Source organism: Streptomyces sp. NPDC005962 (assembly GCF_040629205.1).
Lineage (GTDB): Bacteria > Actinomycetota > Actinomycetes > Streptomycetales > Streptomycetaceae > Streptomyces.
In genome coordinates, this window is record NZ_JBEXVE010000011.1 from 245,629 (window position 1) to 271,664 (window position 26,036).

23 protein-coding genes are annotated in these 26,036 nt (G+C 71.7%); 5 read left to right on the forward strand and 18 right to left on the reverse strand.

The window, feature by feature from the left end; all coding sequences use genetic code 11:
• Positions 1 to 2: 2 nt before the first annotated feature.
• Complete coding sequence (locus tag ABZ370_RS20740) at positions 3 to 2,858, reverse strand: AAA family ATPase (protein ID WP_358622755.1); 2,856 nt, start codon at positions 2,856 to 2,858, stop codon at positions 3 to 5.
• A gap of 47 nt (positions 2,859 to 2,905) precedes the next feature.
• Positions 2,906 to 3,574: a TetR/AcrR family transcriptional regulator gene (locus ABZ370_RS20745; protein WP_358622757.1), complete on the reverse strand. Its 669-nt coding sequence runs from the start codon at positions 3,572 to 3,574 to the stop codon at positions 2,906 to 2,908.
• Positions 3,575 to 3,644: 70 nt separating this feature from the next.
• Here ABZ370_RS20745 and ABZ370_RS20750 point away from each other — a divergent pair, with 70 nt between their 5' ends.
• Positions 3,645 to 5,126, forward strand: coding sequence for an MFS transporter (locus ABZ370_RS20750; RefSeq protein ID WP_358622759.1), 1,482 nt, complete (start codon positions 3,645 to 3,647; stop codon positions 5,124 to 5,126).
• Positions 5,127 to 5,181: 55 nt separating this feature from the next.
• Complete coding sequence (locus ABZ370_RS20755; protein WP_358622761.1) at positions 5,182 to 5,784, forward strand: NAD(P)H-dependent oxidoreductase; 603 nt, start codon at positions 5,182 to 5,184, stop codon at positions 5,782 to 5,784.
• Positions 5,785 to 5,857: 73 nt separating this feature from the next.
• On the opposite strand, the gene ABZ370_RS20760 is transcribed toward ABZ370_RS20755, so the two are convergent.
• From ABZ370_RS20760 to ABZ370_RS20805, 10 genes are all read right to left on the reverse strand, one after another.
• Positions 5,858 to 6,595, reverse strand: coding sequence for a class I SAM-dependent methyltransferase (locus ABZ370_RS20760; RefSeq protein WP_358622763.1), 738 nt, complete (start codon positions 6,593 to 6,595; stop codon positions 5,858 to 5,860).
• Positions 6,576 to 7,817 carry a flavodoxin family protein gene (locus ABZ370_RS20765; protein ID WP_358622765.1) on the reverse strand — a complete coding sequence of 414 codons (1,242 nt, stop codon included), beginning with the start codon at positions 7,815 to 7,817 and terminating at the stop codon, positions 6,576 to 6,578. The genes ABZ370_RS20760 and ABZ370_RS20765 overlap by 20 nt, the downstream gene beginning before the upstream one ends.
• Positions 7,814 to 8,920 (reverse strand): bifunctional diaminohydroxyphosphoribosylaminopyrimidine deaminase/5-amino-6-(5-phosphoribosylamino)uracil reductase RibD, encoded by a 1,107-nt coding sequence (ribD, locus tag ABZ370_RS20770; RefSeq protein ID WP_358622872.1) that lies wholly within the window; start codon positions 8,918 to 8,920, stop codon positions 7,814 to 7,816. The genes ABZ370_RS20765 and ribD overlap by 4 nt, the downstream gene beginning before the upstream one ends.
• 14 nt (positions 8,921 to 8,934) lie before the next feature.
• Positions 8,935 to 9,900, reverse strand: a complete 966-nt coding sequence (locus tag ABZ370_RS20775; RefSeq protein ID WP_358622874.1) for an SUMF1/EgtB/PvdO family nonheme iron enzyme — start codon at positions 9,898 to 9,900, stop codon at positions 8,935 to 8,937.
• Between the two features lie 70 nt (positions 9,901 to 9,970).
• Complete coding sequence (locus tag ABZ370_RS20780; protein ID WP_358622767.1) at positions 9,971 to 10,690, reverse strand: methyltransferase domain-containing protein; 720 nt, start codon at positions 10,688 to 10,690, stop codon at positions 9,971 to 9,973.
• A gap of 128 nt (positions 10,691 to 10,818) precedes the next feature.
• The gene (locus ABZ370_RS20785; RefSeq protein WP_358622769.1) at positions 10,819 to 12,507 is read right to left on the reverse strand and encodes a WD40 repeat domain-containing protein; all 1,689 of its coding nucleotides are present in this window, start codon (positions 12,505 to 12,507) and stop codon (positions 10,819 to 10,821) included.
• Complete coding sequence (gene ribA / locus ABZ370_RS20790) at positions 12,504 to 13,166, reverse strand: GTP cyclohydrolase II (RefSeq protein WP_358622876.1); 663 nt, start codon at positions 13,164 to 13,166, stop codon at positions 12,504 to 12,506. The genes ABZ370_RS20785 and ribA overlap by 4 nt, the downstream gene beginning before the upstream one ends.
• Before the next feature lie 441 nt (positions 13,167 to 13,607).
• Positions 13,608 to 14,402 (reverse strand): 3-oxoacyl-ACP reductase, encoded by a 795-nt coding sequence (locus ABZ370_RS20795; protein WP_358622879.1) that lies wholly within the window; start codon positions 14,400 to 14,402, stop codon positions 13,608 to 13,610.
• A 13-nt stretch (positions 14,403 to 14,415) separates the two neighbouring features.
• Positions 14,416 to 15,828 (reverse strand): aldehyde dehydrogenase family protein, encoded by a 1,413-nt coding sequence (locus ABZ370_RS20800; protein ID WP_358622772.1) that lies wholly within the window; start codon positions 15,826 to 15,828, stop codon positions 14,416 to 14,418.
• A 14-nt stretch (positions 15,829 to 15,842) separates the two neighbouring features.
• Entirely contained in the window at positions 15,843 to 17,210 is a 1,368-nt protein-coding gene (locus ABZ370_RS20805; RefSeq protein ID WP_358622774.1) for a glutamine synthetase family protein, read from the reverse strand.
• A 97-nt stretch (positions 17,211 to 17,307) separates the two neighbouring features.
• Here ABZ370_RS20805 and ABZ370_RS20810 point away from each other — a divergent pair, with 97 nt between their 5' ends.
• From ABZ370_RS20810 to ABZ370_RS20820, 3 genes are all read left to right on the forward strand, one after another.
• Positions 17,308 to 18,072 (forward strand): FCD domain-containing protein, encoded by a 765-nt coding sequence (locus tag ABZ370_RS20810; protein ID WP_358622776.1) that lies wholly within the window; start codon positions 17,308 to 17,310, stop codon positions 18,070 to 18,072.
• 120 nt (positions 18,073 to 18,192) lie between these two features.
• Positions 18,193 to 19,671, forward strand: a complete 1,479-nt coding sequence (gene eat, locus ABZ370_RS20815; protein WP_358622881.1) for an ethanolamine permease — start codon at positions 18,193 to 18,195, stop codon at positions 19,669 to 19,671.
• Positions 19,672 to 19,696: 25 nt separating this feature from the next.
• Positions 19,697 to 20,386 carry a gamma-glutamyl-gamma-aminobutyrate hydrolase family protein gene (locus ABZ370_RS20820; protein ID WP_358622779.1) on the forward strand — a complete coding sequence of 230 codons (690 nt, stop codon included), beginning with the start codon at positions 19,697 to 19,699 and terminating at the stop codon, positions 20,384 to 20,386.
• 96 nt (positions 20,387 to 20,482) lie between these two features.
• Here ABZ370_RS20820 and ABZ370_RS20825 read toward each other — a convergent pair whose 3' ends face one another.
• The 6 genes from ABZ370_RS20825 to ABZ370_RS20850 form a co-directional block, all read right to left on the reverse strand.
• Positions 20,483 to 21,343 (reverse strand): chitosanase, encoded by an 861-nt coding sequence (locus ABZ370_RS20825; protein WP_358622782.1) that lies wholly within the window; start codon positions 21,341 to 21,343, stop codon positions 20,483 to 20,485.
• Between the two features lie 98 nt (positions 21,344 to 21,441).
• Complete coding sequence (locus ABZ370_RS20830; RefSeq protein WP_358622785.1) at positions 21,442 to 22,659, reverse strand: MBL fold metallo-hydrolase; 1,218 nt, start codon at positions 22,657 to 22,659, stop codon at positions 21,442 to 21,444.
• Positions 22,660 to 22,803: 144 nt separating this feature from the next.
• Positions 22,804 to 23,679, reverse strand: coding sequence for a GNAT family N-acetyltransferase (locus ABZ370_RS20835; RefSeq protein ID WP_358622788.1), 876 nt, complete (start codon positions 23,677 to 23,679; stop codon positions 22,804 to 22,806).
• Between the two features lie 63 nt (positions 23,680 to 23,742).
• A complete protein-coding gene (locus ABZ370_RS20840) occupies positions 23,743 to 24,591 on the reverse strand; it encodes a glycoside hydrolase family 19 protein (RefSeq protein ID WP_358622884.1) in 849 nt (282 codons plus the stop codon).
• 236 nt (positions 24,592 to 24,827) lie between these two features.
• Positions 24,828 to 25,631, reverse strand: a complete 804-nt coding sequence (locus ABZ370_RS20845; RefSeq protein ID WP_358622887.1) for an SAM-dependent methyltransferase — start codon at positions 25,629 to 25,631, stop codon at positions 24,828 to 24,830.
• 150 nt (positions 25,632 to 25,781) lie between these two features.
• Positions 25,782 to 26,033 (reverse strand): DUF397 domain-containing protein, encoded by a 252-nt coding sequence (locus tag ABZ370_RS20850; RefSeq protein WP_358622791.1) that lies wholly within the window; start codon positions 26,031 to 26,033, stop codon positions 25,782 to 25,784.
• Between the last annotated feature and the right edge of the window lie 3 nt (positions 26,034 to 26,036).

A 26,036-nucleotide genomic window follows, 5' to 3' on the forward strand; every position in this document is an offset into this window, starting at 1 on the left:
CCTCACCTCAACCTGGGGAGGAGGGGGCCTACGACCGTCGACCGCACCGGCGCCGGGGCGGGTGACGGCGGTGCGGAGATCTCATCGGAGGTCTCGCCGGAGGTCTGGTCGGAGGTCACGACGGACAGATCGCGTCGATCCGAGATCGAGAGCTTCCGGTACACCCTGCTCAGGTGCATCTCCACCGTGCGGCGCGTCACGTACAGCCGGTTCGCGATCTCCCTGTTGGTCAGCCCCCGGGCCGCGAGCAGCGCGGTCCGGCGTTCGGCCGGGGTCAGGGACGCCGGCCCGATCTCGGTACCGCGACGCGGCCTCGCGCCGGCCTCCGCCAGGTCCTGCCCCAAGGTGCCCACGAGCCCCTCCGCTCCGCACTTCTGGGCAAGCCTCAGGGCCGCCCGCAGTTCGGTCCGGGCCTGCCGGGCCTTGCCCGTCCGCAGGAGTTCGCGGCCGAGGTCACGCACGGCGCGCGCTTCTTCGAGCGGGGCGTCGGCCTCCCGGAGTACTCCGACCGCCTCTTCCAGGAGGGCGGTCCGCTGGTCGCCACGGGCCAGGAGGCCGAGTGCGCGCAGGGCGACACCGATGGACGTCGGCGCCCCCCACTCGCGGGCGAGGTCGAGTTCCTCGCGCGCCAGCCGGTCCGCGGCGGCGGGGTCGCCGAGGCGTGCGTGGGCGAGGGCGGCCTCGGAGCGCCAGGGAAACACTGCGGGGTTCAGGCAGCCCCGCTGGGCCAGTAGCCGGCCGCACTCCTCCAGGTCGGCCAGCCCCGCGGCGGTCCACCCGACTTCGATCTGCAGTCTCCCCCGGTGGAACAGCAGCGTGGGAATCAGCACGTCCGGGGTGGTGCTCACGGTCCGGTCTTCGACGAGCAGTTCCTGGGCCTGGCCGACATCACCCGATTCGAGGAGTATGCCTCCCAGCCAGCAGCGGGCCTGCGCGGAACCCAGCCACGCGCGGCCACGGCCGTGCTCCAGCGCTTTGCGCGCCTCCTCCGCGGCCTCCTCGATGCGGCCCGCCCGGAAGGCACACTCGGCCAGCACCGACCGCGCCAGCGCCGCCATGGTGCTGGAGCCCGCGGCGGTCGCCTGGTCCACGATCGTCCGGCACTTCTCCACCGCCTCCGTCTGTTCACCCGCGCAGAAGAGGGCGAGGACGAGCCACAGGCGCGGCAGAACGTGGACGTGAACCTGGCCGGAGGTCTGGCCGAGCCCCAGACGCGCCCAGCGCACGGCCTCGGTGCGCCCTGTGCCGCGCCACTGGGCGCTCAGGGCCCACCAGGCCGCCTCAAGGCGTGTCACCCAGGGGGCGGTGGCACCGGTTCTCACCTCCGGGGGCACCGGCCGCACTCCTCCTCCGCCGTGCATGAGGGCCAGGACCCCGGCCGCGGCGCCGATGGCCCGGCGCGACTCCACGTCGGCGCCACGGTGCTCGAACTCCGTCAGGGCGCCCTCCGCGACGCGCGATGCCTCGGCGATGTCGCCGGTCAGCAGGATGGCCTGGAGGAGATCGAGGAGTACCAGGACGCGTGCCTCGCCTGTCCCCTCGAGGAGCCGCAGGCTGCCGCGGAGCGAGGCGATGGCCGCGTCGGGGTCGTCGATGAGGACGACGTGACCCAGCCGCCTCAGCAGTACGGCTTGCTCCGCCGGCCCGCACTCGTCCAGGGCACGCTCCAGGCAGGTCCTGGCCTTGTTCAGGTCGCCATCGGCCAGGGCGGAGTCGGCCGCATTGATGAGGAGCTGACAGGCCCAGGGTTCGCCGATCGGCGCGGCGACGACCAGATGCGCGATGACCTCGTCGCAGGGCGCGGCCTCCGCGTGCAGCGCCTTGGCGGTCTCCGCGTGCAGCCGCGCCCGCTCACTGGGTGGCATGGCCACCAGGAACGAAGCCCGGATCATGGGCTGGCTGAAGCCGATGCCCGCCGCGGTCTTCACCAGAATGCCGCAGCGGAGGAACGTGTACAGCATGTCGGCGGCCTCCTCGGAGGTGACGCCGATGAGCGGGGCCACGACGGCGCAGTGCCTGACCGGGCTCATGACGGCGACGATCTCGAGGACCCGGCCGACACCGGGGAACCACGGCTCGAGACGGGCGGCGAGCGTCTCCGCCACCTCCACCGAGCCGATGTCCGCGACGCGCTCGGCGGAGAGCTCGGCCAGGCCGGTGTCGCTGCGCCGCAGCTCGCGCTGGAGCGACTGCACGAGCAGGGGATTCCCACCGGTTGCCGCGCGACAGGCCCGGGCGATGTCCGTGCTCACCGGCTCGCCGAAGGTACGGGCCAGGAGATAGCCGACGCAGTCGGCGTTGAGCCCCTGCAGCAGGAAGCGCTGGTGGAAACCGGAAACGGCATCGGTCAGCGTGGCCGTGCCCAAAGACCGCTGCTCAGCGTCCCTGAGGTGCACGTAGTCACGCCCCAGAGCGCAGAGCAGCACGATGGGCAGCCCTTCGAGCCGCGCCATGAGGTGGCCGAGCCAGTGCAGCGATTCGGGGTCGGTCCACTGAAGGTCGTCCACGCACACCAGCAGCGGCGTCCGGTCGGTGAGCGCCACGACCAGCCGGTGCGTGGCGACGGCCGCGGAGGCGGGGACGCCCGGACGGGAGCCGAGTCCGCCGACGAGCGAGAGAAGCTGGTCGCGCAGGTGGTGCAGTACGCCACCCGGCAGCGCACGTTCGGGCTGCCGGGCGCGGGCGGAGATCACCTCGAAGTCTTTGCCACGTGCGAATTTTAAAGCGGTGCGCAGCATGAGTGACTTGCCGGTGCCGATGTCTCCTTCCAGCAGAAGGCTGACTCCCATCCCGGAAGCCGCCGAAGCCAGGGCCCCTTCCAGGGCTGACACTTCGCATTCTCGGCCCAGCAAAGCCATCCCTCATCCTTCGCGGTCAGGACGCCCCGGTACACCCCGGCACTCGGTCAAGTGCGGAGGCTCCCCTGGCGCCCATGCCGGACGTGCCACTGATCAGTCGCTACCCCGGCGAGGACGACTTCGACCACATCCTCGGCAAGGGTGGCCGTGACGGGCAGATGCCCGAAGAGCATCCGGTAGTACGTGGTCGACGCCAGCATGTCCAATAGCAAATCGACATCGGCGTCCGCCCGGATGTCCCCGCGGCTGATGCCCCGTCGCAGGGCCTCGGCCGTCGACGCGCGGCGGGGGGAGAAGAACTTCTCCAGGAAGGCCGCCTCCAGCTCCGGGTTCCCGGCCAGGTCGGCCACCAGGGCGGGGAGTACGCGCCGACCCATCGCGGCGGTGGTGGCCGCGTGCCCGAGGGTGCTCACCCCGGCGATGAGGTCGCAGTGCGTACAGCCGGTGTCGGGGGTGGGCTCGGTGCCGATGTGCTCGGCGAGCGCGTCCACCACGAGGTGCTGGCGGGACCGCCATCGGCGGCGCAGGGCGGGTTTGCTCGTACCGGCACGGGCGGCGACCGCTTCCAGGGTCAGGTTCCCGTAGCCCACCTCGTCCAGGATCTCCATCACCGCGCTGGGCACGGCCGTGTCGATGCGGGCGTCGCGCGGCCTGCCGGAGCGCTGACTGTTGACCGATTCCTCCGCGGGGGCCGGTGCTTCGGGGGGTTTCGCCATGGCAGCAGTATAGATATGGTTCACTTCCGTTCCGGAACGTAATGTAAATACTTCGGCGAGGAGTGAGGACATGTCCCAGCAGGCCGGCAAGACGACGGACGCCACCGAAGAGCCCCTCGCACCGCCGGGCACGGCGGAACCCCAGCCCGCGGAGAGCGTCTTCGCGGGTCCGTACCGGGCCCTGACGCTCGGCGTGATCCTCTCGGTCAGCATGGTCGCCTTCGAATCGCTCGGCGTGGCCACCGTGCTGCCGGGCATCGCCCGGAAACTGGACGGCCTCGGGGCCTACGGCTGGGGCCTGTCCGCGCTGATGCTGGCCAACATCATCGGCACCGTCCTCGCGGGCCGCTCCGCCGACCGGCGAGGCCCCTGGCGGCCCGCGGCGAGCGGCATGCTCGTCTTCGCCGCGGGCTGCGCGCTGGCGGGATCGGCCACCTCCTGGCCGCTGTTCCTGCTCGGCCGGTTCGCCCAGGGACTCGGTGTCGGCGCCGTCATGGCGATGGCGTATACGGTCATCGGACTCGCCTATCCCGCACACCTGCGGGCCCGTATGTTCGCGCTGCTCTCCTCCGCGTGGACCATCCCGTCCCTCATCGGCCCGGTCATCACCGGCACGCTCGCGGACCACACCACCTGGCGCGCTGTGTTCCTGCTCATGCTGCCGATCATCGCCGTCGCCGCGCTGCTGACCCTTCCTGGCCTGCGCCGCCTGAACCGCACCGGGGACGGCGAGACGGCCGCGGACACCGCCCCCGCCCTGCCCTGGTGGAAGGGGCCGCTGGCCGGCGCCGTCCTGCTCACCGCGGGCACCGGTCTGCTGCTCCAGGCGCTCCTGCTGGAGAACCTCGCCCTGCTCATCCCGCTCTCCCTGCTCGGCGTGGCCATCGCACTGCCCGCGCTGCGCCAGGTGACCCCGGAGGGCACCCTGACCGCGCGCGCCGGGCTCGGCGCCGGCACCGTCATCCGCGGCCTGCTGTGCGGCGCGTACTTCGGCAGCGAGGCGTACCTGCCGCTCGGCCTCCAGGAGTTGCACGGGATGAGCTCCACCACTGCGGGCCTGGGACTGTCCGCGGGCGCGATCACCTGGGTGCTGGGGTCCGCGCTCCAGGCGAAGCGGGACGGCAAGGGGCAGGGCAGCCGCACCGGTGGCGTCGCGCTCGGGTTCGCCGTCCTGCTGGCCGGTGTGGCGGTCATCGCGCTGGTCATCCTCACCCCCTCGATTCCGGGCTGGATCGCCATCGTGGGATGGGGAATCGGCGGCATCGGCATGGGCATCGCGTTCAACGCCTCCACCACCGAGACCATGGAGCAGGCACCGGCGGAGCGGCAGGGCGAGATCAGTGGCGCACTGCAACTCGCCCAGACCCTTGCCACCGGTGTGATCGCGGGGCTCGGCGGGGCGGCCATCGCCATCGCACAGCACTACGACGTCGGCACCCGTGCGGCGCTGTTCGGCCTCTTCGGGCTCACCGCGGCCCTCTCGCTGCTCGGCGTGCTCCTGTCCCGACGGCTCCGGGCAACGCCCGCCCCGGCCGGGCCCGGAGTGTCCTGAAGGACTCCCGGCCACCCTCACACGACGGCACAACGGGGAAGACCAGGAGGCGACCGTGAACCTCATCCAACTGCTGGGGCTCTGCGCGGGAACGGAGACGGACCCGTTCGGCGAGCCGCTGCTGAGAGCGCTCGCGGGGCCCGACTGCGACGGCCTGCGATGGGACGTGTACCCGGCCCGGGACGGACTGCCGCCGCACGGCGACCGCCCCGGGGACGCGCTGCCCACCGACGTCCGGGCCCTGCGCGCCCGGGCGGCCGCCGCGGACGCGCTGGTGCTCGCCGTACCGGAGCCGGCGGCCGGGCCGCCCGACGCCCTGCTCAACGCCCTGAACTGGCTCGTATGGCCCAGGGCCGGATCCCCGCTGGCCGACAAGCCGGTGGCCGTGCTGACCACGACCGCGGACGACGCCTCCGATCCGGCCGCGTTCACCGAGGTCGAGCAGTTGCTGCTCTGCTCGGCCTGCCAGAGCGTGGGGCCGCGCACCATCGTCCGGCACGCCGGGCGGCTCCTGCGGGAGGAGCCCGGCGGCCGGGTGTTCATCGCCGACCCCGCCGTGGCCATGCGACTGCTGCTCCACATCCGGCAGACCGAGACGGCGGCCCGCGCCGCCTCGTCCCCGCGGCGGTCCGGGGAGGACTCGATGCCCTGGCTGTGACCGGCGGCCGCCATGGCCCGCGCCCCGCCGCTCTACAGCGGCGGGGCGCGGGCGTTTCCGGCGGGTCTCGTCGTCAGGCGCGGCAGCGCAGCATGGCCAGCGGCGGGTTGGCCAGGAAGTCCGTCCAGAACGCCTTCCCCAGGGCCGCCTCGCCCTCCTCGGGCACCGTCAGCGGCACCCACTCCACCGGGCCGAAGCCGGCTGCCCGCAGAGCGCGCTCGTAGACCTCATGGGGCGGGCATCCCGCCACGAACTCGACCGGCGGGTCGAGGAGCGCCGTAATACGCATCAGCGGTCCGTTCCCGTTCTCTCCCTCCGCCTGGTACCGGAAGCCGTACTTGTCCGTGGACGGTCCGTCGAAGCGGAAGTCCGGGGCCTGGGTGAGCGCGTAGAAGTGGCCTCCGGGCACCAGGCTCCGGTGCGCTCCGCGGCACATCCGCTCCATCGCGGCCGCGTCCTCGGCGTAGTTGAGCAGATAGACGGCCGTGACCAAGTCGAAGGGCCGCTCGGGCGGCGGCAGTTCGGTGACGTCGCACACCTCGTAGCGCACCCCGAGCGGGCCGCGCTCCTCGATGCTCCGGGCGGCGGCCACCATCTCCCCCGAGATGTCGACCCCCAGCGCCTCCGCGGCGCCGAGCCGCTTGAGCTGCCGGGTGTAGAAGCCCGTACCGCAGGCCAGGTCGAGCACGGACCTGCCCCGGATGTCGCCCAGCATCCCGAGGAAGCCGGCCCGCTCCGGGTAGCGCGCCATCGGCAGCGACTTGACGCCCTCGTACTCCTCGCCGATCTCGTCATATTGCAGCGTGGTCATCCCGCAGTCCTCCCAGATTTCCGGTGTTCTCGTTGCCCCCGGCCCGCTCGCCCGGCCCGGGGTGAGGGGCCGCGGTCGGGCGGCGCAGCAGGTCGCCCGCCATCGCCGTGCGCCGCCCCTGGTACGCGACGGCCGCCAGGGCCGCGCTGGTCGGTACCGCGCTCGCGCTCCGCACGTCGCAGGTGCCGTACGGGTTCCCGCCCGCCTCGAAGACGGCCTGGTCGGTGAAGCCCGGCGGGACCACCACCGCGCCGCCGTTCAGCAGCAGATGGTGGAAGGCGAGCAGCGCCGACTCGCTGCCCGTGTGGGTGAGCGCGGTCGTGACGAACCCGCTCGCGGGCTTGCCCCACAGCGGCCCTCGCCCGTCGGCGGACGCCAGCGACTGGACGAAGTCCAGCAGTGGCGCGGCCATGCAGCCCAGCCGGGCCGGGGCGCCGAAGACCACCGCGTCCGCCCAGGCCACGTCCTCCCGCATGGCGGTGGCGGCCACGGGTCCCCGCCGCCGGCCCGCGCCCGCGACCCGCCGCAGCCGCACCCGCGCGCCCACGGAGCGGGCACCGGCCGCGCATTCCTGCGCCATCAGCCGCGCGCGACCGTCGTCCGCACAGTGCACCACGGTCACCTTGACGGGACCGGGTACGGCGGAGCCGGCCGGGCCCTCGGTGGACGGGCGTACCCGGGCGGTGAGGTCCGCCAGCCGGTGGCCCAGGCTCCGGGCCGCGCTGCGCGCCTCGGCGCCCGCCCCGTCCGGGCGGCTGTCCGCGGACACGCCGTACGGATTTCCGCCCGCGGGCCCGAAGACCGGGTCGGCCGGGTCCGCGCCGAGCACCCAGGAACCCCAGTGAAAGGCGGTCTGGTGGAGCGCCAGCAGCGTCGCCTCACGGCCCGCGTGAGTGCAGGTGGAGGAGGTCATGCCGGTCACGATGCGGTCGGCCAGCAGCCCCTTGCGCCACAGCGGGCTGGTGGTCTCCAGGAACCGTTTGAAATCGGCCGACACGTTCCCGAAGTACGTCGGGGTCGCCAGCACCAGGCCGTCCGCCCACAGCACGTCCTCCGGTTCCGCGACGCGCTCCGGCCACGCCATGACGGGCGGGTCGTCCTCCGCCACCCGCAGCAGCCGCACCGCCGCACCGCCGGCCCGGGCTCCCTCGGCGGCCAGTGCGGCCAGGGTGCGCATGGTGCCGCGCCGGCTGTGGTGAATGACCGCGACCCGGGGTGTCATCCCGCCTCCCCGGGCAGTGGCTCGGTACGGAGCACGAGCCGTACGTCGTCGCCCATCCGGCGTGCCTCGTCCAGATGCAGCCGCACGCCCTCGTCCAGCGTTCGCGCGCCGAAGCCGTCGAGGACCGGGCGCCCACCGGAGCCGAGCAGCATGGGTGCCAGATAGGCGACCACCCGGTCGAGCAGGCCCCGCGCGGCGAAATCCGCCGCCAGCCCGGCACCGCCCTCCAGGAGCAGCGAGCGCAGACCACGCCGGTACAACTCGTCGGCCAGCGCCGCGATGTCGAGCCCGGCATCGGTGACGGGCACCTCCAGCACCTCGTGGGGACCCGGCAGTCGCGGGTGCGGTGTGCCGTGGCCGATGACCACGAGGGTGGGCGCCGCGTCGTCGAGCACGCGCGCGTCGGACCGGATGGCGCCCGTGCGGTCCAGCACCACCCGCAGTGGCGGGTCGCCCTGCACCGCGTGGCGCAGCCCCAGATGGGGATCGTCGGCGCGCAGCGTCCCGGATCCCACCAGGACCGCGTCGTGCGCGGCGCGCAGGACGTGCACGTCCTCACGCGCGGATGGCCCGGTGATCCATCGGGAGGTTCCGTCCGGCGCCGCCGATCTGCCGTCGAGAGTGCCACCGAACTTCCAGGTGACGCAGGGCCGGGAGCGGCGGACCGCGGTGAGCCACAGCTCGTTGACCCGCTCGGCGTCCGTGCGCAGCACGCCGGGAACGACCTCCACCCCGGCCTCGTGCAGCCGGCGCGCGCCGCCCGCGGCCCCGGGGGTCGGATCGGGCACCGCGTACAGGACCCGGGCGACCCCCGCGTTCAGCAGGGCTTCGGCGCACGGTCCGGTACGTCCCCGGTGCGCGCAGGGTTCGAGGGTGACGACGGCGGTGGCACCCCGCGCCCGCCGGCCCGCGACGGTGAGCGCCTCGACCTCCGCGTGTGGGTGTCCGGCGCCGCGGTGGAAGCCCTCCGCGACCGTACGTCCGGCCGGGTCGAGGACGACGCAGCCGACGACGGGATTGGGGCTGGTGCGGCCCAGCGCGATGGCGGCGAGTTCGACGGCCCGGCGCATGGCGGTCTCCTCGGTGGGCGACACGCGCGCCATGATGTCGCCGGCCGTCACGGCGTCTCCGCGAGCCGGAAGCCCATGGCGTAGATGTCGCGCTCGTACCATCCGTGCCGCCGGCGGCAGCGGGCGAGATCGCCGAAGCGGGTGAAGCTGCCGCCGCGGGCGATGCGATAGGTGCCGCGGGTGAGCGCCAGGTCGTCGTCGACGACGGCCCCTCCCGGGTATGGGCGGTAGTCGTCGGCGGTGAACTCCTCGACGTTGCCCGCCATGTCGTGCACGCCGAACGGCGAGCGGCCGGCCGGGTGCACCCCGATGGGGGTGGTGGTCAGCGGGCCGTGCTCGACGGTGTTGGCCCGGTCGGCGGTGAACTCGTCGCCCCACGGGAACTCCGCTCCCGCGGGTCCGGCGGCCGCGTACTCCCACTCCGCCTCCGTCGGCAGCCGGAACGCCCGGCCCGTGCGGTTCGCGAGGCAGGCCGCGTAGGCGTCGGCGGCCTCGGCGGGCACGGTCCACACCGGGTGATTGCCGAGCGTTTCCGGGTAGCCGCCGAACCGCCAGGACGTGGGCAGCAGGGTGCTGCCGGTGTCTTCGAGGAAGCGGCGATATTCGGCGTTGGTGACCGGATGGAGCGCGATGCGGAAGGCCGCCAGGTCCGTCTCGTGGACGGGGCACTCCTTGGCGATCCAGTCCTCCTGCACCCCCGCGTGGCGCCAGCGTTCGGTGACGTCCCCGACCAGCTCCGGTGCCAGGCCGAGCCGGGCGCGGGCCGCCGGGATGTCGGCCATCGGCGGATCATCGGGACGTATGCGCGGGTCGCCGATGAGCCCCAGGACGGTCCCGGCGGCGTACCGCCGGAGGAAGGACTGGCCGGGGTCCTCCGCGACCGCGACGAGCAGGTCGGCGGGGGCGGCGAGCAGGTCGCGGTGGTCGCTCAGCGGCCAGGGGCCGAGACGGGCCGTGAAGATGTCGGGAAGGCCCATGGCCGCCCGGTCGGACAGGGTGTTGGGATTGGCCATGACCGCGGTCGAGGCGGCGGGGTGTGGGCTGGTGGTCACGAGAGTCTCCGGTCCGTGATCGGGGAAGGGCCTACGGTCGGCGCGGCGCCTGGCCTGGCTCCGTGCTGCGGAAGGTGCCCACCAGGTAGTTGAGGCCGGGCGTCGTGCGCGGCACCAGATGCGTGGCGACCGGTTCGAAGCCGTGTCCGGTGACGAGGGCGGTCAGTTCATCGGTGGTGAATTCCTGGTAGAGGCGGCTGGCATCGTTGACGAAGAGTCGGCCCCGCTCGTCCGCCGACTGGAACACCGAAACGGTGTACAGGCCGCCCGGCCGCAACAGGGCGCGGATCCGCCCCAGATAGGCGGGGTAGTCGTCGGGGTGCTGGTGATGCAGACAGCCGTTGTCCAGGACGGCGTCGTACTCCGCCGAGCCCGCGAGCTCCATCACGGAGGTGGTGAGGAAACGTGCCCGGTCGGACCGGTCGGCGGTGACGGCCGGCCACTCCGGGGAGGTGACGATGTCGATCCCGGTGACCCGGTGCCCGTGGTCGAGCAGGATGGCGGCGTCGCGGCCGTGTCCGGTGCCGATGTCGAGAACATGAGGAACATGGGCGGGCTGGGTCCCGCCGAGCGCTCGCATCAGCAGCAGCGGCGTCTCCCGCATGGCCCGCTCGGCGGTCCACACATCGCGTCCGTCGGCGTAATGGCCCTGAAAGTCGGAGTGGAGCACGGCGTGGTAGGCCGACCGGTCGGGCGGCGGCACCGCTGCGGGGGTGATCGTGTACTGGTCGGCTATCTCGTACCTGTCCATGGTGGTGCGCAGTCCTGTCCTGTGGGGATACGGCCACTGCCTGGAGATCCCGCGGCGATGCGCGGGCATGGGGCCGGGGAAGGCGGGACGGACCCGCTCTTCCCCGGCACGCCTCGGACGTCCGCGGTTCAGACGCCGATCGTGTACACCTGACCGTCGTAGGACGAGGCGGCGAACGCCTTGTTCACCGCGTCGTACGCGAGGGAGGAGATGCCCGCCGTGGTGGGCTTGGCGTTCTCCCGCCAGCTGCGGTCCGTCCGGTCGTACAGCGCGACCAGACCGTTGTAGCTGCCGGTGGCCACCACCCGGCCGTCGTCGGAGGCGGCCACGCACTTGATGGAGTGGGTGTGCGGCGTCGAAAGGGTCTCCGCGCGCAGTTCCGGGTCCCAGATGCGCAGCTTCAGGTCGCGGCTGACACTGGCGAACCAGCCCTCGCCCAGCCCCGCACAGCCGTTGGCGATCTTCTCGTGCACGTCGTCGACAGTGGCGGCCCGCTCCAGAGTGGAGATCCGGTACCAGGTGGCGGAGGCATCGGCGGCGACGGAGAAGAGGTAGTCCCCCGACACCGCGATTCCCTTGACGGCATTGGTATGCAATGGCAGGTCCATGACATGTTTGACACCACCGTCGCCGCCGAGTTTCAGCAACAGGCCCTCGCCCGTGTACGTCCCCACGACCGCGTACCGCTCACCATCGCGCTCGAAGGCGACTCCGCAGTTCAGCGGGGACCGGTGCTGGTACAGCTCACGCCCCGTCAAGGCGTCGAAGACCTTGCCGAGCTGCCCCCCGGTGAGGACCAGACCGCCCAGCGGGGTCAGGAAGTTGCAGAGACTGCCCGTCTCGGCCACCGCCCTTCCGTCGTCGCGCACCAGCCCCGCGTCGCCGACCGTGAGCGCGGTGCCGCCGTCGGCGGGCAGGACGGCGTTGACCCCACCGGTGGGCGGAACCACGCCGGTGTCCCAGGCCCGCGCCTCGTAGTCGTACCCGCGGTACCGCGCCCCGAAGGTGGCGAAGACCAGCCGCGAGCCGCCGGCGAACGCGCAGGAGCGCGGCCATACGTCGTCGGGCAGCTCCGTGGTGTCGCGCAGTTCGGGCAGGCCGGAGGAGACGCTCCACAGCCGCATGGTGCGGTCGTAGCTGAGGCTCACCAGCAAACCGCGGGAGTCGTCGAGCACCAGGCGCTTGATGCCGGCCTCGTGGGCGGGCATCACGGTCCGCTCCTTCGGCCCCACGACGATGATCTGGCCGTCGTCGTTGCCCGCGAAGATGACCCCGTCGGAGGAAATGGCGATGGTGTCGGTCTCCACCCCGTCCATGTCCAGGTCGGCGGCCATCCCGCCGGTCGCCAGCGACCAGCGCTTGATGGTGCCGTCATCGCTGGAGGAGATCAACTCATCGGCGTCGCGCGCCCACTCGACGGATATGACGTCCGCGGTGTGACCGGTGAAGGTGGTGACGAGGCGACCGGTGAAGTCGTACACCCGCACCCGGTGATCGCGAGAGGCGGTGGCGATCAGTTCCTTCGACGGATGGAACACCGACATCTCGACGTCGTCCTGCTGCTCGGCGAAGACCGCCACCAGGCGCAGGTCCGGCACGGTCCACAGCCGGGCCGTGTAGTCACTGGACGAGGTGAGCAGATACCGGCCATCCGGCGAGAACACGCACTGATTGGCCAGATGATCGTGGCTCGCCCGGGCCAGGGCCCGGCCGGTGCTCTGGTCCCAGCAGATGACCTGGTTGTCATACCCGGCGGTGGCCACGTACTCGGCCTGCCAGGCGGCGATGCCGCTGATCGGACCTCGATGCTGGATCATATGGACTCCCCTACGAGGGCGATGGTGTGCCCGCTTTGCTCGACTTTGGCGCGCAGATAGCCGTGATTACGTTCGGTCTTGAAGATGCCGGTCGGGATGACTTCCTCGATTTTGACCCCATGGGCGATCAATTGCCGTGCCTTATCCGGATTGTTGGTGCGCAGCCGGATGCGGGTCGCGCCCAGGGTGTGGAGCATCTGAGCGGCGGCGCGGTAATCGCGCGAGTCGTCCGAGAAGTTCAGCTCACGATTGGCGGCGAAGGTGTCGAGGCCCAGCTCGTCCTGGATGCGGTAGGCGTCCAGCTTGTTGTAGAGGCCGATACCGCGCCCCTCCTGACGGAGGTAGAGCAGGATGCCTCCCGACTCGGCGGCCAGTTGCAGCGACTCGGCGAGCTGTGGTCCGCAGTCACAACGACCGGAACCGAAGACATCGCCCGTCAGGCACTCCGAGTGGAGCCTCACCAGCGGGACGGCCGCCCCGGGGGCGAAGGACACCGCGATGTGCTCCTGCCCGTCGCCGAGTCCGGAGAATGTGATCGTTTCGGCAGTGTGCCATTCACCGTTGGCCAAACGTACCGGTACCTCGACCCGGGCCCGGATCCGCGCTGCTGAATCTGATGGATCAACTTTCTCTGGCGAATTATCACCGGTTGACGTGATGGACAAGGCTTCGTCCCTCCCGTGGAAACGGCGCGCCGTAGGTTCAGGCAGCGCCACGCAGTGCACAGCATGCACAACCGCAACTGCTGCGCACGACCCGGGACGCACCGATACGGAGACCGAAACGCTTTGTCTCGGCCACCGAATACCCGCCACCGTATTCCATATCGCGGAAGGCCATTCGAGACAGACCCCACCGGGCCCGAGCGGCAATGAGGACCGCATGTCCGAACGGCGACAAAATCACATCCCGCATTTCCGTTTCTTGCCGGGGGCATATTTCAGGGCAGAAAAAAAACCTCCGGCGCGCCAGAGAATCTGGCGCGCCGGTAAATGGGGTGTGTCCGGGCGGCAACGACGCGGCCGCCATGAGCCCGCAACGGAGCGGGAGTGCCGGCCGGCGGCCGCCCCGTGGTGCCCGCCGGCCACCGTCCCCCGTGACTACAGAGGAGTGACGTACGCCCCGGCGATGCCGCCGTCCACCAGGAACTCGGCCGCGTTGACGAACGAGGAATCGTCGCTGGCCAGGAAGGCGACCGCGGACGCGATCTCCTCCGGCTCGGCGAACCGCCCGACCGGTACGTGCACCAGCCGCCGCGCCGCCCGCTCCGGGTCCTTGGCGAACAGCTCCTTCAGCAGCGGTGTGTTGACCGGCCCCGGGCACAGCGCGTTGACCCGGATGCCCTCGCGCGCGAACTGCACGCCCAGCTCGCGCGACATCGCCAGCACCCCGCCCTTGGAGGCGGTGTAGCTGATCTGCGAGGTCGCGGCGCCCATGACGGCCACGAAGGACGCCGTGTTGACGATGGACCCCCGGCCCTGGCGCCGCATATAGGGCAGCGCGGCCTTGCAGCACAGATAGACGGAGGTGAGGTTGACCTCCTGGACCCGCTTCCAGGCGTCGAGGCCGGTGGTGAGGATCGAGTCGTCGTCGGGCGGCGAGATGCCCGCGTTGTTGAACGCCACGTCGACCGAGCCGTAGGTGTCGTACGCGGTCTTGAACAGCGCCTCGACCTGCTCCGGATCGGTGACGTCCACCCGGACGTAGAGCCCGCCGACCTCGTCGGCCGCCGCCTTGCCCGCGGACTCGTCGATGTCGGCGCAGACGACGCGCGCGCCCTCGGAGGCGAGGCGGCGCGCGGTGGCCAGGCCGATGCCGCTGCCCGCGCCGGTGATGACGGCGGTACGGCCCACCAGGCGGCGGCAGACGGGGGTCTCGGCCACAGTTTCGGTCACGGTCTCGGTCACGTCACTGCTCCTCGGTGCTGTTCTCGGTGCCGTTCTCGGTGCTGTTCTCGGTGCTGATGAACACGTTCTTGGTCTCGGTGAAGGCGGTCAGGGCGTCGGGGCCCAGCTCCCGGCCGAGACCGGACTGCTTGTAGCCGCCGAACGGGGTCGCGTAGCGCACGCTGCTGTGCGAGTTGACCGACAGGTTCCCGGCGGCGACGGCGCGCGAGACGCGCACCGCGCGGCCCACGTCGCGGGTCCAGATCGAGCCGGAGAGGCCGTAGTCGGTCGCGTTCGCCAGCCGTACGGCGTCGGCCTCGTCCTCGAAGGGGAGGACGACGGCGACGGGGCCGAAGATCTCCTCCACGGCGGTCCGGCCACCGGGCGCGGTGGCCTCCAGGACGGTCGCCGGGTACCAGAAGCCCTTGCCACCGGGGGCTTCGCCGCGGATGGCGGCGGGCGCGTCCTCGGGGACGTAGGACCGTACGCGCTCGCGCTGCGCGGCCGAGATCAGCGGGCCCATGGCGGTGGCGGGGTCGGCCGGATCGCCGACCGCGAAGGACCGCACGGCGGGCTCCAGCAGCTCCATGAACCGGTCGTAGACGCCGCGCTGGACCAGGATGCGGCTGCGGGCACAGCAGTCCTGGCCGGTGTTGTCCAGGAACGAGCCGGGTGCCGCGGCCGCCGCCGCCTCGACATCGGCGTCGGCGAAGACGATGTTGGGGCTCTTGCCGCCGAGTTCGAGCGTCACGCGCTTCACGCCCACCGCGCACTTCGCCATGATCTCCTTGCCGACGGCCGTCGACCCAGTGAAGACGACCTTGGCGACGCCCGGGTGCTCGACCAGCGCGGCCCCGGCCACCGGCCCGGCGCCGGGCAGCACCTGGAACAGCCCCTCGGGCAGCCCGGCGGCGAGGGCGAGTTCGGCGAGCCGGAGGGCGGTCAGCGGGGTGGTCTCGGCGGGCTTGAGGAGGACGGCGTTGCCCGCGGCGAGGGCAGGCGCGGTGCCCCACCCGGCGATCGGCATCGGGAAGTTCCACGGCGCGATGACGGCGACCACGCCGAGCGGTTCGTGGAAGGTGATGTTCAGGCCGCCCGCGACGGGGATCTGGGCGCCGTTCAGCCGCTCCACTCCCCCGGCCGCGTACTCCAGCAGATCGCGGACGTTGCCCGCCTCCCAGCGGGCGTTGCCGATGGGGTGGCCCGCCTCGCGGACCTCCAGCGCGGCCAGTTCCTCGACGTGGTCGTCCACGGTGGCGGCGAAGCGGCGCAGCAGCCGGGCCCGGTCGGCGGGGGCGAGGACGGCCCAGCCGCGCTGGGCGGTGGCGGCGCGGGCGACGGCGGCGTCCACGTCCCCGGGGGTGGCGGCCGGGACGGTGGCGATGACCTCCTCGGTCGCCGGGTTGAGGATGTGGTGTTCGTGGGGGTGGGGCATGATCGCGTTCCTCATCACATGCGCTCGAAGGACCGGAAGCGTTCCCAGTCGGTGACGGCGGTGTCGTACGCCTCCTGCTCGACGCGGGCCATGTTGAGGTAGTGCTCGACCACCTCGTCGCCGAAGGCGGCCCGCGCTATGGGGCTGGCCTGCCACAGGTCGGCGGCGTCGCGCAGCGAGGTCGGCACGTGTGCGGCGTCGCCGGTGTAGGCGTTGCCGGTACAGACCTCCGGCAGCTCCAGCTCCTGTTCGATCCCGTACAGCCCGGCGGCCACCATTCCGGCGACGGCGAGGTACGGGTTGACGTCGCCGCCGGGGAGCCGGTTCTCCAGCCGGTGCGCCTGGCCGTGGCCGATGACGCGCAGCGCACAGGTGCGGTTGTCCGGCCCCCAGGCGACGGCGGTGGGCGCGAAGGAGCCGGGCCGGAAGCGCTTGTAGGAGTTGATGTTGGGGGCGTAGAGGAGGGTGAAGTCGCGCATCGCGGCCATCTGCCCGGCCAGGAAGTGGCGCATGGTCTTGGACATGCCGTACGTGCCGTCGTCGTCGGCGAGCACGGGGTGTCCGGCCTCGTCGCGCAGCGAGAGGTGGATGTGGCAGGAGTTGCCCTCGCGCTCGTCGTACTTGGCCATGAAGGTGAGCGCCATGTCCTCCTGGGAGGCGATTTCCTTGGCGCCGGTCTTGTAGATGACGTGCTGGTCGCAGGTGGTCAGCGCGTCGTCGTAGCGGAAGGCGATCTCGTGCTGGCCGAGGTTGCACTCGCCCTTGGCCGACTCCACGGTCATTCCGGCGGCGCCCATCTCGTTGCGGATGCGGCGCAACAGGGGCTCGACGCGGCCGGTACCGAGGATGGAGTAGTCGACGTTGTACTGGTTGGCGGGGGTGAGCCCGCGGTAGGCGCTGTCCCAGGCCTGTTCATAGGTGTTCCGGAAGACCATGAACTCCAGCTCGGTCCCGGCGTACGCGGTCCAGCCGCGCTCGGCGAGCCGGTCGAGCTGGCGGCGCAGGATCTGCCGCGGGGAGGCGACCACGGGCGAGCCGCCGTGCCACGACAGGTCCGCGGTGAGCATCGCGGTGCCGGGGTTCCAGGGGGTGCGGCGCAGGGTGGCGGTGTCGCCGCGCAGGGCGAAGTCGCCGTAGCCGCGCTCCCAGGAGGACATGGCGTAGCCGCCGACGGTGTTCATGTCGGCGTCGACGGCGAGCAGGTAGTTGCAGCCCTCGGTGCCGTGTTCCAGGGCATCGTCGAGGAAGAAGCGGGCGGCGAAGCGCTTGCCCTGCAGTCTTCCCTGCATATCGGTGAAGGCCAGGACGACGGTGTCGATCTCCCCGGCGGCGACGAGCCTGGTCAGCTCGTCGACCGAGAGTGGGGGCGTGCGGTCTGCCACGGTGGTGCCTCCTGGCTTCGGACGGGTGTGGAGGACGCGGGGTGGCCTTAAGGTAATACCGCAGACCATTGATTGGGAAGGAGGTGCGGACGCTTCGATGAACGAGACACATGGCGCCGGGACACACGGCGGAACATACGGCGGCGGTGGCGACCGGCTGGCGCCGGTGTTGCGCCCGGTGCGCGCCGGGAACGGCTTCGAGGAGGCGCTGGAGCAGATACTCCAGGTCGTACGGCTGGGGCTGGTCCCCGACGGCGACCGCCTCCCGGCCGAGCGCGAGCTCGCGGAGCGGCTGCGGATCAGCCGGGTGACTCTGCGCGAGGTGCTGAAGGTGCTCCAGGACCAGGGGATCGTGGAGAGCCGCCGCGGCCGGTACGGCGGCACGTTCGTACGGGCCCGGCCGGAGCCCGCCGCGGGCGGCGGGGACGAGCTGCGGCGGCGGGTCGAGGCGGTGGACGTCGAGGACACGCTGCGCTTCCGGGAGGTCCTGGAGGTCGGCGCGGCCGGGCTGTGCGCCACCCACGGCCTGGACGAGGGCCGGGCCGCGCGGCTGCGCGCCGCCCTCGACGCCACGCGCGACGCCCCGCCCGCCGACTACCGCCGCCTGGACACGATGCTGCACCTGACCCTGGCCGAGCTGGCGGGCTCACCGTCGCTGGCCGCCCAGTACGCGGCCGTCCGCGCCACCGTCAACGACCTGCTGGACTGCATCCCGCTGCTGGTACGGAACCTGGAGCACTCCCAGGCCCAGCACGGCGCGCTGGTCGAGGCGGTGTTGGACGGGGACGCGGACGGGGCGCGCGAGGTGATGCGGGAGCACTGCGAGGGCACGGCGGCGCTGCTGCGCGGGTTCCTGCGGTAACCCCTGTTTCTCGCGGAGGGTCTTGCGCGGACCCTCCCCGTACGGCAAAGGTATGCGGCTACACCAATCCCCACCCCGTGCCCGTCCCCTCGTGCGAAGCCAGGAGTGCCCATGGCTGACATGGCCGAAGGAACCGAGACCGCCCGCACCTCCCCCGACCCCGGTGAACCCGGCGCATCCGGTGAACCCGGCACATCCGGCTATCTGGAGCGGCGCACCCTGCGGCGCGGCAGCGCGGGCCCGTTGCTGCTCACCGGCCTCGGCGTCGCCTATGTGGTCTCCGGCGACTTCTCCGGCTGGAACTTCGGCCTCGCGGAGGGCGGCTTCGGCGGGCTGGCCATCGCCGCCGTGCTCATGGGCCTGATGTACACGTGCATGGTCTTCGCCCTCGCCGAACTGGCCGCGATCCTCCCCACCGCGGGCGGCGGCTACGGCTTCGCGCGGCGCGCCCTCGGCCCCTGGGGCGGGTTCCTCACCGGCACGGCGATCCTCATCGAATACGTCCTCGCGCCCGCCGCCATCTCCATCTTCATCGGCGACTACGTCGAATCGCTCGGCCTCTTCGGCCTGGAGTCCGGCTGGCCGGTCTATCTCGCCTGCTTCGCGATCTTCATCGGTATCCATCTGTGGGGCGTGGGCGAAGCGCTGCGGTTCAGCCTCGTCGTGACCGTCATCGCCGTCGCCGCGCTGCTGATCTTCGCCGCCGCCGCCTTCACCGAGTTCGACTCGGGCTCGCTGAACGACATCGCCGTCGACCACTCGGCGTTCGGCGCCAACTCCTGGCTGCCGTTCGGACTGCTCGGCATCTGGGCGGCGTTCCCCTTCGGCATGTGGTTCTTCCTGGGCGTGGAGGGCGTTCCGCTCGCGGCCGAGGAGACCCGTGAGCCTGCCCGCACCCTGCCCAAGGCCATGGCCTGTTCGATGGGCATCCTGCTGCTCCTGGCGCTGCTCACGTTCCTCGCGGCCACCGGCGCCCGCGGCCCGGACGCCGTGCAGGCGGCGGGCAACCCGCTGGTCGAGGCGCTCCAGCCGGACGGTGAGCCCACCGCGCTCTCCCGCGTCGTCAACTACGCCGGTCTCGCCGGTCTGGTGGCCTCCTTCTTCTCCCTGATCTTCGCCGGTTCGCGGCAGCTGTTCGCCCTCTCCCGGGCCGGTTACCTCCCCCGCTTCCTCTCCCTGACCAGCCGCCGCAAGGCCCCCTACCTGGGCCTGCTCGTGCCCGGCGCCATCGGCTTCGGCCTCGCCGCCTGGTCGGGCGACGGCGCCCGGATGCTGAACGTCGCGGTCTTCGGCGCCACCATCTCGTACGCCCTGATGTCGCTCTCCCACATCGTGCTGCGGCGCCGCGAGCCGGGCCTCGACCGCCCGTACCGCACCCCCGGCGGCGTCGTGACCTCGTCCATCGCCTTCGTCCTGGCCTGCGCGGCGCTGCTGGCCACCTTCCTGGTGGACCAGGACGCGGCCTTCATCGCCCTCGGCGTCTACGCCGTGGCGCTCGCCTACTTCGCCTTCTACAGCCGCCACCGTCTGGTCGCGTCGGCGCCGGAGGAGGAGTTCGCGGCGCTGGCGGAGGCCGAGGCCGAACTGTCCCGCGACTGAGAGAACTTGAGAGATCGGAACGACCGTGCCCCCTCTGATCGGCATCAGCACCTACCTCGAAGCCACGGCGCACTGGGGCGTCTGGAACCTCCCCGCCGCCCTCCTCCCCACCGGGTACCACCGACTCGTCCAGCGCGCCGGGGGCCTGGCCGCGATGCTGCCCCCGGACCCCGCCGCGGGCTCGGCGGCCGCCGTGGTCTCCCGTCTCGACGCGGTCGTGATCTCCGGCGGCCCGGATGTGGAGCCCGTACGGTACGGCGCCGAGCCCGACCCCCGGACGGGCCCACCCGCCCGGGAGCGCGACGCCTGGGAACTCGCCCTGATCGAGGCGGCGTTGGCGGCCGGGGTGCCGCTGCTGGGCATCTGCCGGGGTCACCAGCTCCTCAACGTGGCGCTGGGCGGCACCCTCCACCAGCACCTGGACGCCCACGCGGGCGCGCCCGGCGTCTTCGAACGGCACGAGATCAAGCCGGTCCCCGGCACCCTGCTGGCCGAGGCACTACCGGAGCCCCTCTCCGTCCCGACCTTCCACCACCAGTCAGTGGACCGCCTCGGCGAGGGCCTGATCGCGAGCGCGTACGCGTCCGGCGACGGCACGGTGGAGGCGGTGGAGCTGCCGGGCGCCGACGGCTTCGTACTGGGCGTCCAGTGGCACCCGGAGGCGGGCGACGACCTGCGCGTCATGCGGGCGCTGGTGACGGCCGCGGGCCGCTGACCTCCGGCCCGGGCATCGGCGAGCGGGTGCGCGAAGCGAGCCTCCGCCTCGCGCACCCGGTGAGGGCGAGGGCGCCGCGCCGGGTCTCGGACGCGGTCAGGACTTGATCTCGAAGGACTCGCCGTAGACCTTCCACTTCAGCGGCGGGTTCAGATCGAAGTTGCTCGCGTTGAGGAAGACGCGCTGCGCGGTGTCGACCCGGCTGGTGTCGCTGTGCGCCTCCTCGCTCTGCATGGCCTTCTTGCGGGCGTCGAGGAAGGCGTTCAGATACGTTGTCTGGCTGCCGCCCTGCGCCGGGGTCTTGGCCTTGGACATGGCCGTCTTGCGGATGCCGCCGAAGCTGTACTTGCTGTCGCCGGGGCCGTGCATGACGATCGCGTCGTAGTAGATGAACTGGCCGAGCGCGCCGAGCCCGTCGTCCTTGCCCTGCTTGACGGACGGGTTGAAGTAGACGCGGTCGCGCTCGTGTTCCTGGGCGTCCTGGAAGGCCTTGTCGGCGGCGGCCGTCTTCCAGTCCTTGGTGAAGTTGGGGTCGAGGCCGCTGTGGGAGTCGCCGCCGTTGACCTTGCGCAGGGCGGGGAGGTACTTGGCCAGGACGTTGCCCGGCTTCTGCGCGGTGTAGTACTCGACGAGTTCCAGCATGTCGCCGGTGCCGGAGCAGAAGCCGATGATGCCCGCGGTGTAGCCGCGGCCGTCGCCGATGTCCTCGATGTACTTGAACTGGCCGCGCCAGTCCAGGGAGGAGTTCTCGGCGCTGGAGACCAGCTTCATGGCGATCTCCTTCTTGGCCGGATCGTCCAGGTTGACCGCCGCGGCGGCCTGGTGAGCCGGGGGCTGTACGGGGGCGGCGGCCGGGTGCACGACCGTCGCCTGGCCCACGCCGACTCCGATGCCGGTGAACACGAGCGCGGCGGGTAACACCACGGCCGCCGCCGTCAGACCGATCCTTCTGGACATGGGGGACTCCTCGCTTGAGCCGGTCCGTTAGGAATGTTTCCTAACCATTCAAGCGAGCACGCCACACCACCCACAAGGCTTTCGGCTCAACTGGCGTACTACGGCTGCGGAATGGGCACCGCCGGGTCGGTGTCGCCACCCGCCGTGGCGACCGGAGCCGTGGGCGGGCGCACCTCCTCGGCGAGATCCGGGTAGACCGTCGCCGACGGGGCCGCCACCGCCCGCCACCAGGGCTCCAGCGGAAGCCCGCGGTCCGGCTCGAACGGCTGCCCCGGACGCGGCACCGCCACGCTCGCCCCCGCGGCCCGGGCCGCGGTGACGGTGCCCTCGGCGGGCTCCTCCCACGGGTGCGGGGCCAGGTTGAAGGTGCCCCAGTGGATCGGCAGCATGATCCCCCGGGTGGGCTCGCCGCCCTGGAGGTCGAGGTGGGCGCGTATGCCCTCCTCGGGCGTCATATGGATGTCGGTCCAGAACTCGCTGTAGGCACCGATCTGGATCATGGTCGCGTCGAACGGCCCGTACCTCGTCCCGATCTCCGCGAAGCCGGGGAAGTACCCCGTGTCCCCGCTGTGGTAGATCCGGTGCTCGGGCCCGGCCACCACCCAGGAAGCCCACAGGGTGTGCTGGGTGTTGCGCAGTCCGCGGCCGCAGAAGTGGCGGGCGGGGGTGGCGGTGAGCAGCAGCCCGGCCACATCGGTGGACTCGTGCCAGTCCAGCTCGGTCATCCGGTCCGCCGGGACGCCCCAGCGCTCCAGATGCGCGCCGACCCCGAGCGGTACGACGAACATCGTGCCGGTGCGTACCAGCGCGCGGATCGTGGGGAGGTCGAGGTGGTCGTAGTGGTCATGGGAGATGACCACCGCGTCCACCGGCCCCAGCTCCCGGAGCGGCACCGGGACCGGGTGCAGCCGCTTGGGCCCGACGCCCGCGAAGGGCGAACAGCGCTGACCCCACACCGGGTCGAACAGCACCCGCCGCCCGTCGATCTCGGCGAGCACACTGGAGTGGCCCATCCAGGTCAGCCGCAGCCCGGAGGCGGGCGGCGCGGCCAGTTCGGCGAGGGTGGTGGGGTACACCGGAATGGTCCCGGACGGGGCCCGGCGTACGCGATTCTCCTTACGGAAGTACGTCGGCAGGAACTTCAGCATCGAGCCGGAGGGGGCCGTGCGGCCACCGCCGGGGTTGGTGAACACACCGTTCGCGAAGTTCGGGGACCGCCGGATGCGCTCCATCCGCTCCCCGGCCGGGTCCGCGCCGAAGGCGACGGGGCGCAGGGTTGTGGCGAGCCGGGCACGCTGACGGCTGGAACCGGTCACGGCACCTCCTGGGTGAAGGGGAGCGACGGGGCACCCCGTGTCCTGTGCTGTTGTGCTGCTGCACTGTGACAACTCTCCCGAGCGGTGACCTTGTTCCGGAAGTGGGCTCCAGGTCTGCTCAGGCCGTTCTCAGGGGCGTGAACGTCAGTGCACGTCCGTGAACGTCATCAGCAGGTGGTCCTCGACCGGGCGGAAGCCGATCCGCTGGTAGAGCGCGTTGCTGGTGGGGTTGGCGAGGTCCGCGAAGAGCAGCACCCGCTCGGCTCCCGCGGTCCGCGCCGCCCGGCTCACGGCCGCCGTGACCGCACCCGCGTAGCCGTGTCCGCGCAGCTCGGGCGGGGTGTAGACGAGCGAGACCCGGACGGTGGCCGCGACCGTGCGGCTCACCGCGGCGGTGGCGACCGGTTCGCCGTCCACCTCCCACAGCAGGGCGCCGCGGTGGCTGAGCCGGTCGTCCACCGCGCGGGCGGCCTCGTCCTCGGGCAGTGCCCCGGTGTCGCGGCCGAACGCTTCGTACCAGCTCAGCAGCAGCTCGCGGTCGGTGGTGGTGGCCGTCCGGGCCCGCCCCCGTGGTACGGGCCCGGACGGGGTCAGGGTGTCGAGCCGGTACAGCCGCTGGACGTGGCCGGTCCCGCTGGTCTCCCCGGTGTGCCGCTGCCAGGCGTCCGCGAAGGCCTCGGCGACCGGGCGGGCGCCGTTCACCCCGGTGATCCGCGACTGCTCCACCGCCTGCCGGTCCGCCCCCGCGAGGGTGCGGGCCAGCGCGTCCGCCGCCTCGGCGGACATGGCGGAGAGCAGCGGCGGACGGGGCGGGGTGCGGACGTACGCACCGTCGACCTCGCCCGAGGGCGTCCGCCACCAGCCGTAGACCGGTGGCTGGTCGCCGTAGCGGCCACGTCCCGCCGCCGCCAGCGAGGAGACGACGGTCAGGAGAAGGGTGTGCCGGACCGGGCGGGCGCGCAGGAACGCGCCCGCGGCGGCCCGGAACTCATCGAGATCGTCGGTCGTCGTCCACGCCATGCGTACCAGGCTGGCGCGCGCGGCCCGTCCGGCGCATCTCATTTATCCCGGGAGATCAGCGGATCAGCAGCTCAGGTTCGAGCCGGGGGTGGTGCCGAGTATCCGGACAAAGTTCTGGTACGCGTTGATCCGGCTCTGCACCTGGCCCGGGTTGCCGCCGTTGCACTCCAGGCTGCCGTTGATGCTGCGGATGGTCTCGCCGAAGCCGCGCTGGTTGACCATGGCGTTGTGCGGGGTCATGGTGCCCGGGCCGGTCTGGGTGTTCCAGTACCACAGGGCGGTCTTCCAGGACACCGCGGCGTCGTTCTGCACCAGCCAGGGGTTGCCCAGCAGGTCGATGCCGAGCGCGTCGCCCGCGGCCTTGTAGTTGAAGTTCCAGCTGAGCTGGATCGGTCCGCGGCCGTAGTACGCGGCCTGGCCCGCGGGGCAGCCGTAGGGCTGGTTCCAGTCGCAGTAGTGCGGGTAGTTCGCCTGGTTCTGCTCGACGATGTGGACGAGACCGCCGGTCTCATGGCTGACGTTGGCGAGGAAGGCGGCGGCCTCCTGCTTCTTCACGGTGTCGCTGCCGGTGTTCGCGAAGCCGGGGTAGGCGCTCAGGGCGGCGGTCAGGCCCTGGTAGCTGTAGAAGCCGTTCCGGCTCGGGAACATCTGGTTGAACTGCGCCTCGCTCACGACGAAGCCGCTCGGGTTGCCGCTCCCGCCGCAGTCGTACGGCTCCCAGTACCAGGTGCTGATCACCGGGTCGTAGCCCGGGTTGTCGTGCTCGGCGCGGTAGTACTTGCCGTCGGTGTACCGGACGATGTCACCGGTCACGTACGACTTGCCCGCGACCCAGTTCGGGTAGCTACAGGCCGCGCGCGGGGTCGTGTCCGCCGTACCCGCCGCATCCGCCGACGCGGAGGCCACGGGCATACCGAACAGCACCGCGCACACGGCCGCCAGCGCGGCGAACCACGTCATGGCGCGTCTTCTCCACATGAGACCACCCCAATCCTCGTGTTGTCGGAGGACACTCAATCGGCTTGGTCTATACCAGTCAAGGTCCAGACCAAGCCGATATGGGGTGCGGGCGTCCGCAACTCCCGCCGGGGCGGCTGTCGGTGGCGCTTGGTACAACTCTTCGCACACCGTCGGGAATCAAGGCCGACTCAGCCCTTGCGGCCGACACCGCCGTAGATGCCGACGGATTCGAGGGCCCCGGCATCGGGCGGCGGTCCGTCCGGGCGCCACAGCGGCGCCCGCACCAGCCCCGGATCGAGCATCGTGAACCCGTCGAAGAACGGGACGATCCCGGCGTGGGCGCGCAGGCTCAGCTGGGCGCTGGACTTCCGGTACACCTCGTCGGCCACCCGGTCGGGGCCATGGAAGTCCAGGGTGCCGTGGCTGATGACCAGATGGCTGCCGACGGCCATCGGCTCGGTCAGGGTGGCGATGGTCCCCGCCGGGTCCTCCGCGTCCGAGACGAAGTGGAGGACGGCTACCAGCAGCAGCGCCACGGGTTCGGTGAAGTCGATGCCGTCGCGTACCGCCGGGTGCGCCAGGATGTCGGCGGGTCTGCGCGCGTCGGCCAGCGCGAAGTGGGTTCCCGGGGTGTTGGTCAGTTTGGCGTCCGCGTGCGCGGCGACGATCGGGTCGTTGTCGATGTACACCACGCGGGTGTCCGGGGCGATCTCCCGGGCCGCTTCATGGGTGTTGGGCGAGGTCGGTATGCCCGTCCCGATGTCGATGATCTGCCGTATGCCGCCGGTCACCACCGTACGGACGGCGCGCAGCAGGAACTCGCGGTTGGCGCGGGCGCTGTCGAGGATGTCCGGGGACTGCCCGATGATGCGCTCGGCGGCCTCGCGGTCGATCTCGTAGTTGTCCTTTCCCCCCAGGTAGTAGTCGTACATCCGGGCCGGATGCGGTCTGCTGGTGTCGATGTCCTGGCCGGATACCCGCGTACCGGATATGCGTGAGGCGGATAATCGCCGGCCGGATAATCGCTGGTCGGTCACGCCATTCCCCTTGTCCGTCCCCCTCGTTCCCCATCGTTCCCGTTTTTCCCCGTTGTTGCCTGTTGCTGCCCGTCGTCCCCGTTTTCCCCGTCGGTCGCGCGGGCGTCACAGGAGCAGGAAGTCGGCCTCTCCGGACTTCGCTCCCTGAATGAAGCGCTTCATCTCCAGGTCGGTGTAGATCAGAGCCGGGCCGTCCGGGTCGGTCGACTGGCGCAGTGCCACCCGGCCGTCCTTCAGCCTCATCGCCTCGACGCAGCTTCCCCCGTTGCCACCGCTCCACGGCTTGTGCCAGCCTTCGGAACCGAGGTCCCTGGCAGGCATGCCGCTGTAGGCGCGGCTCCCGCATATGCGATCCATCGT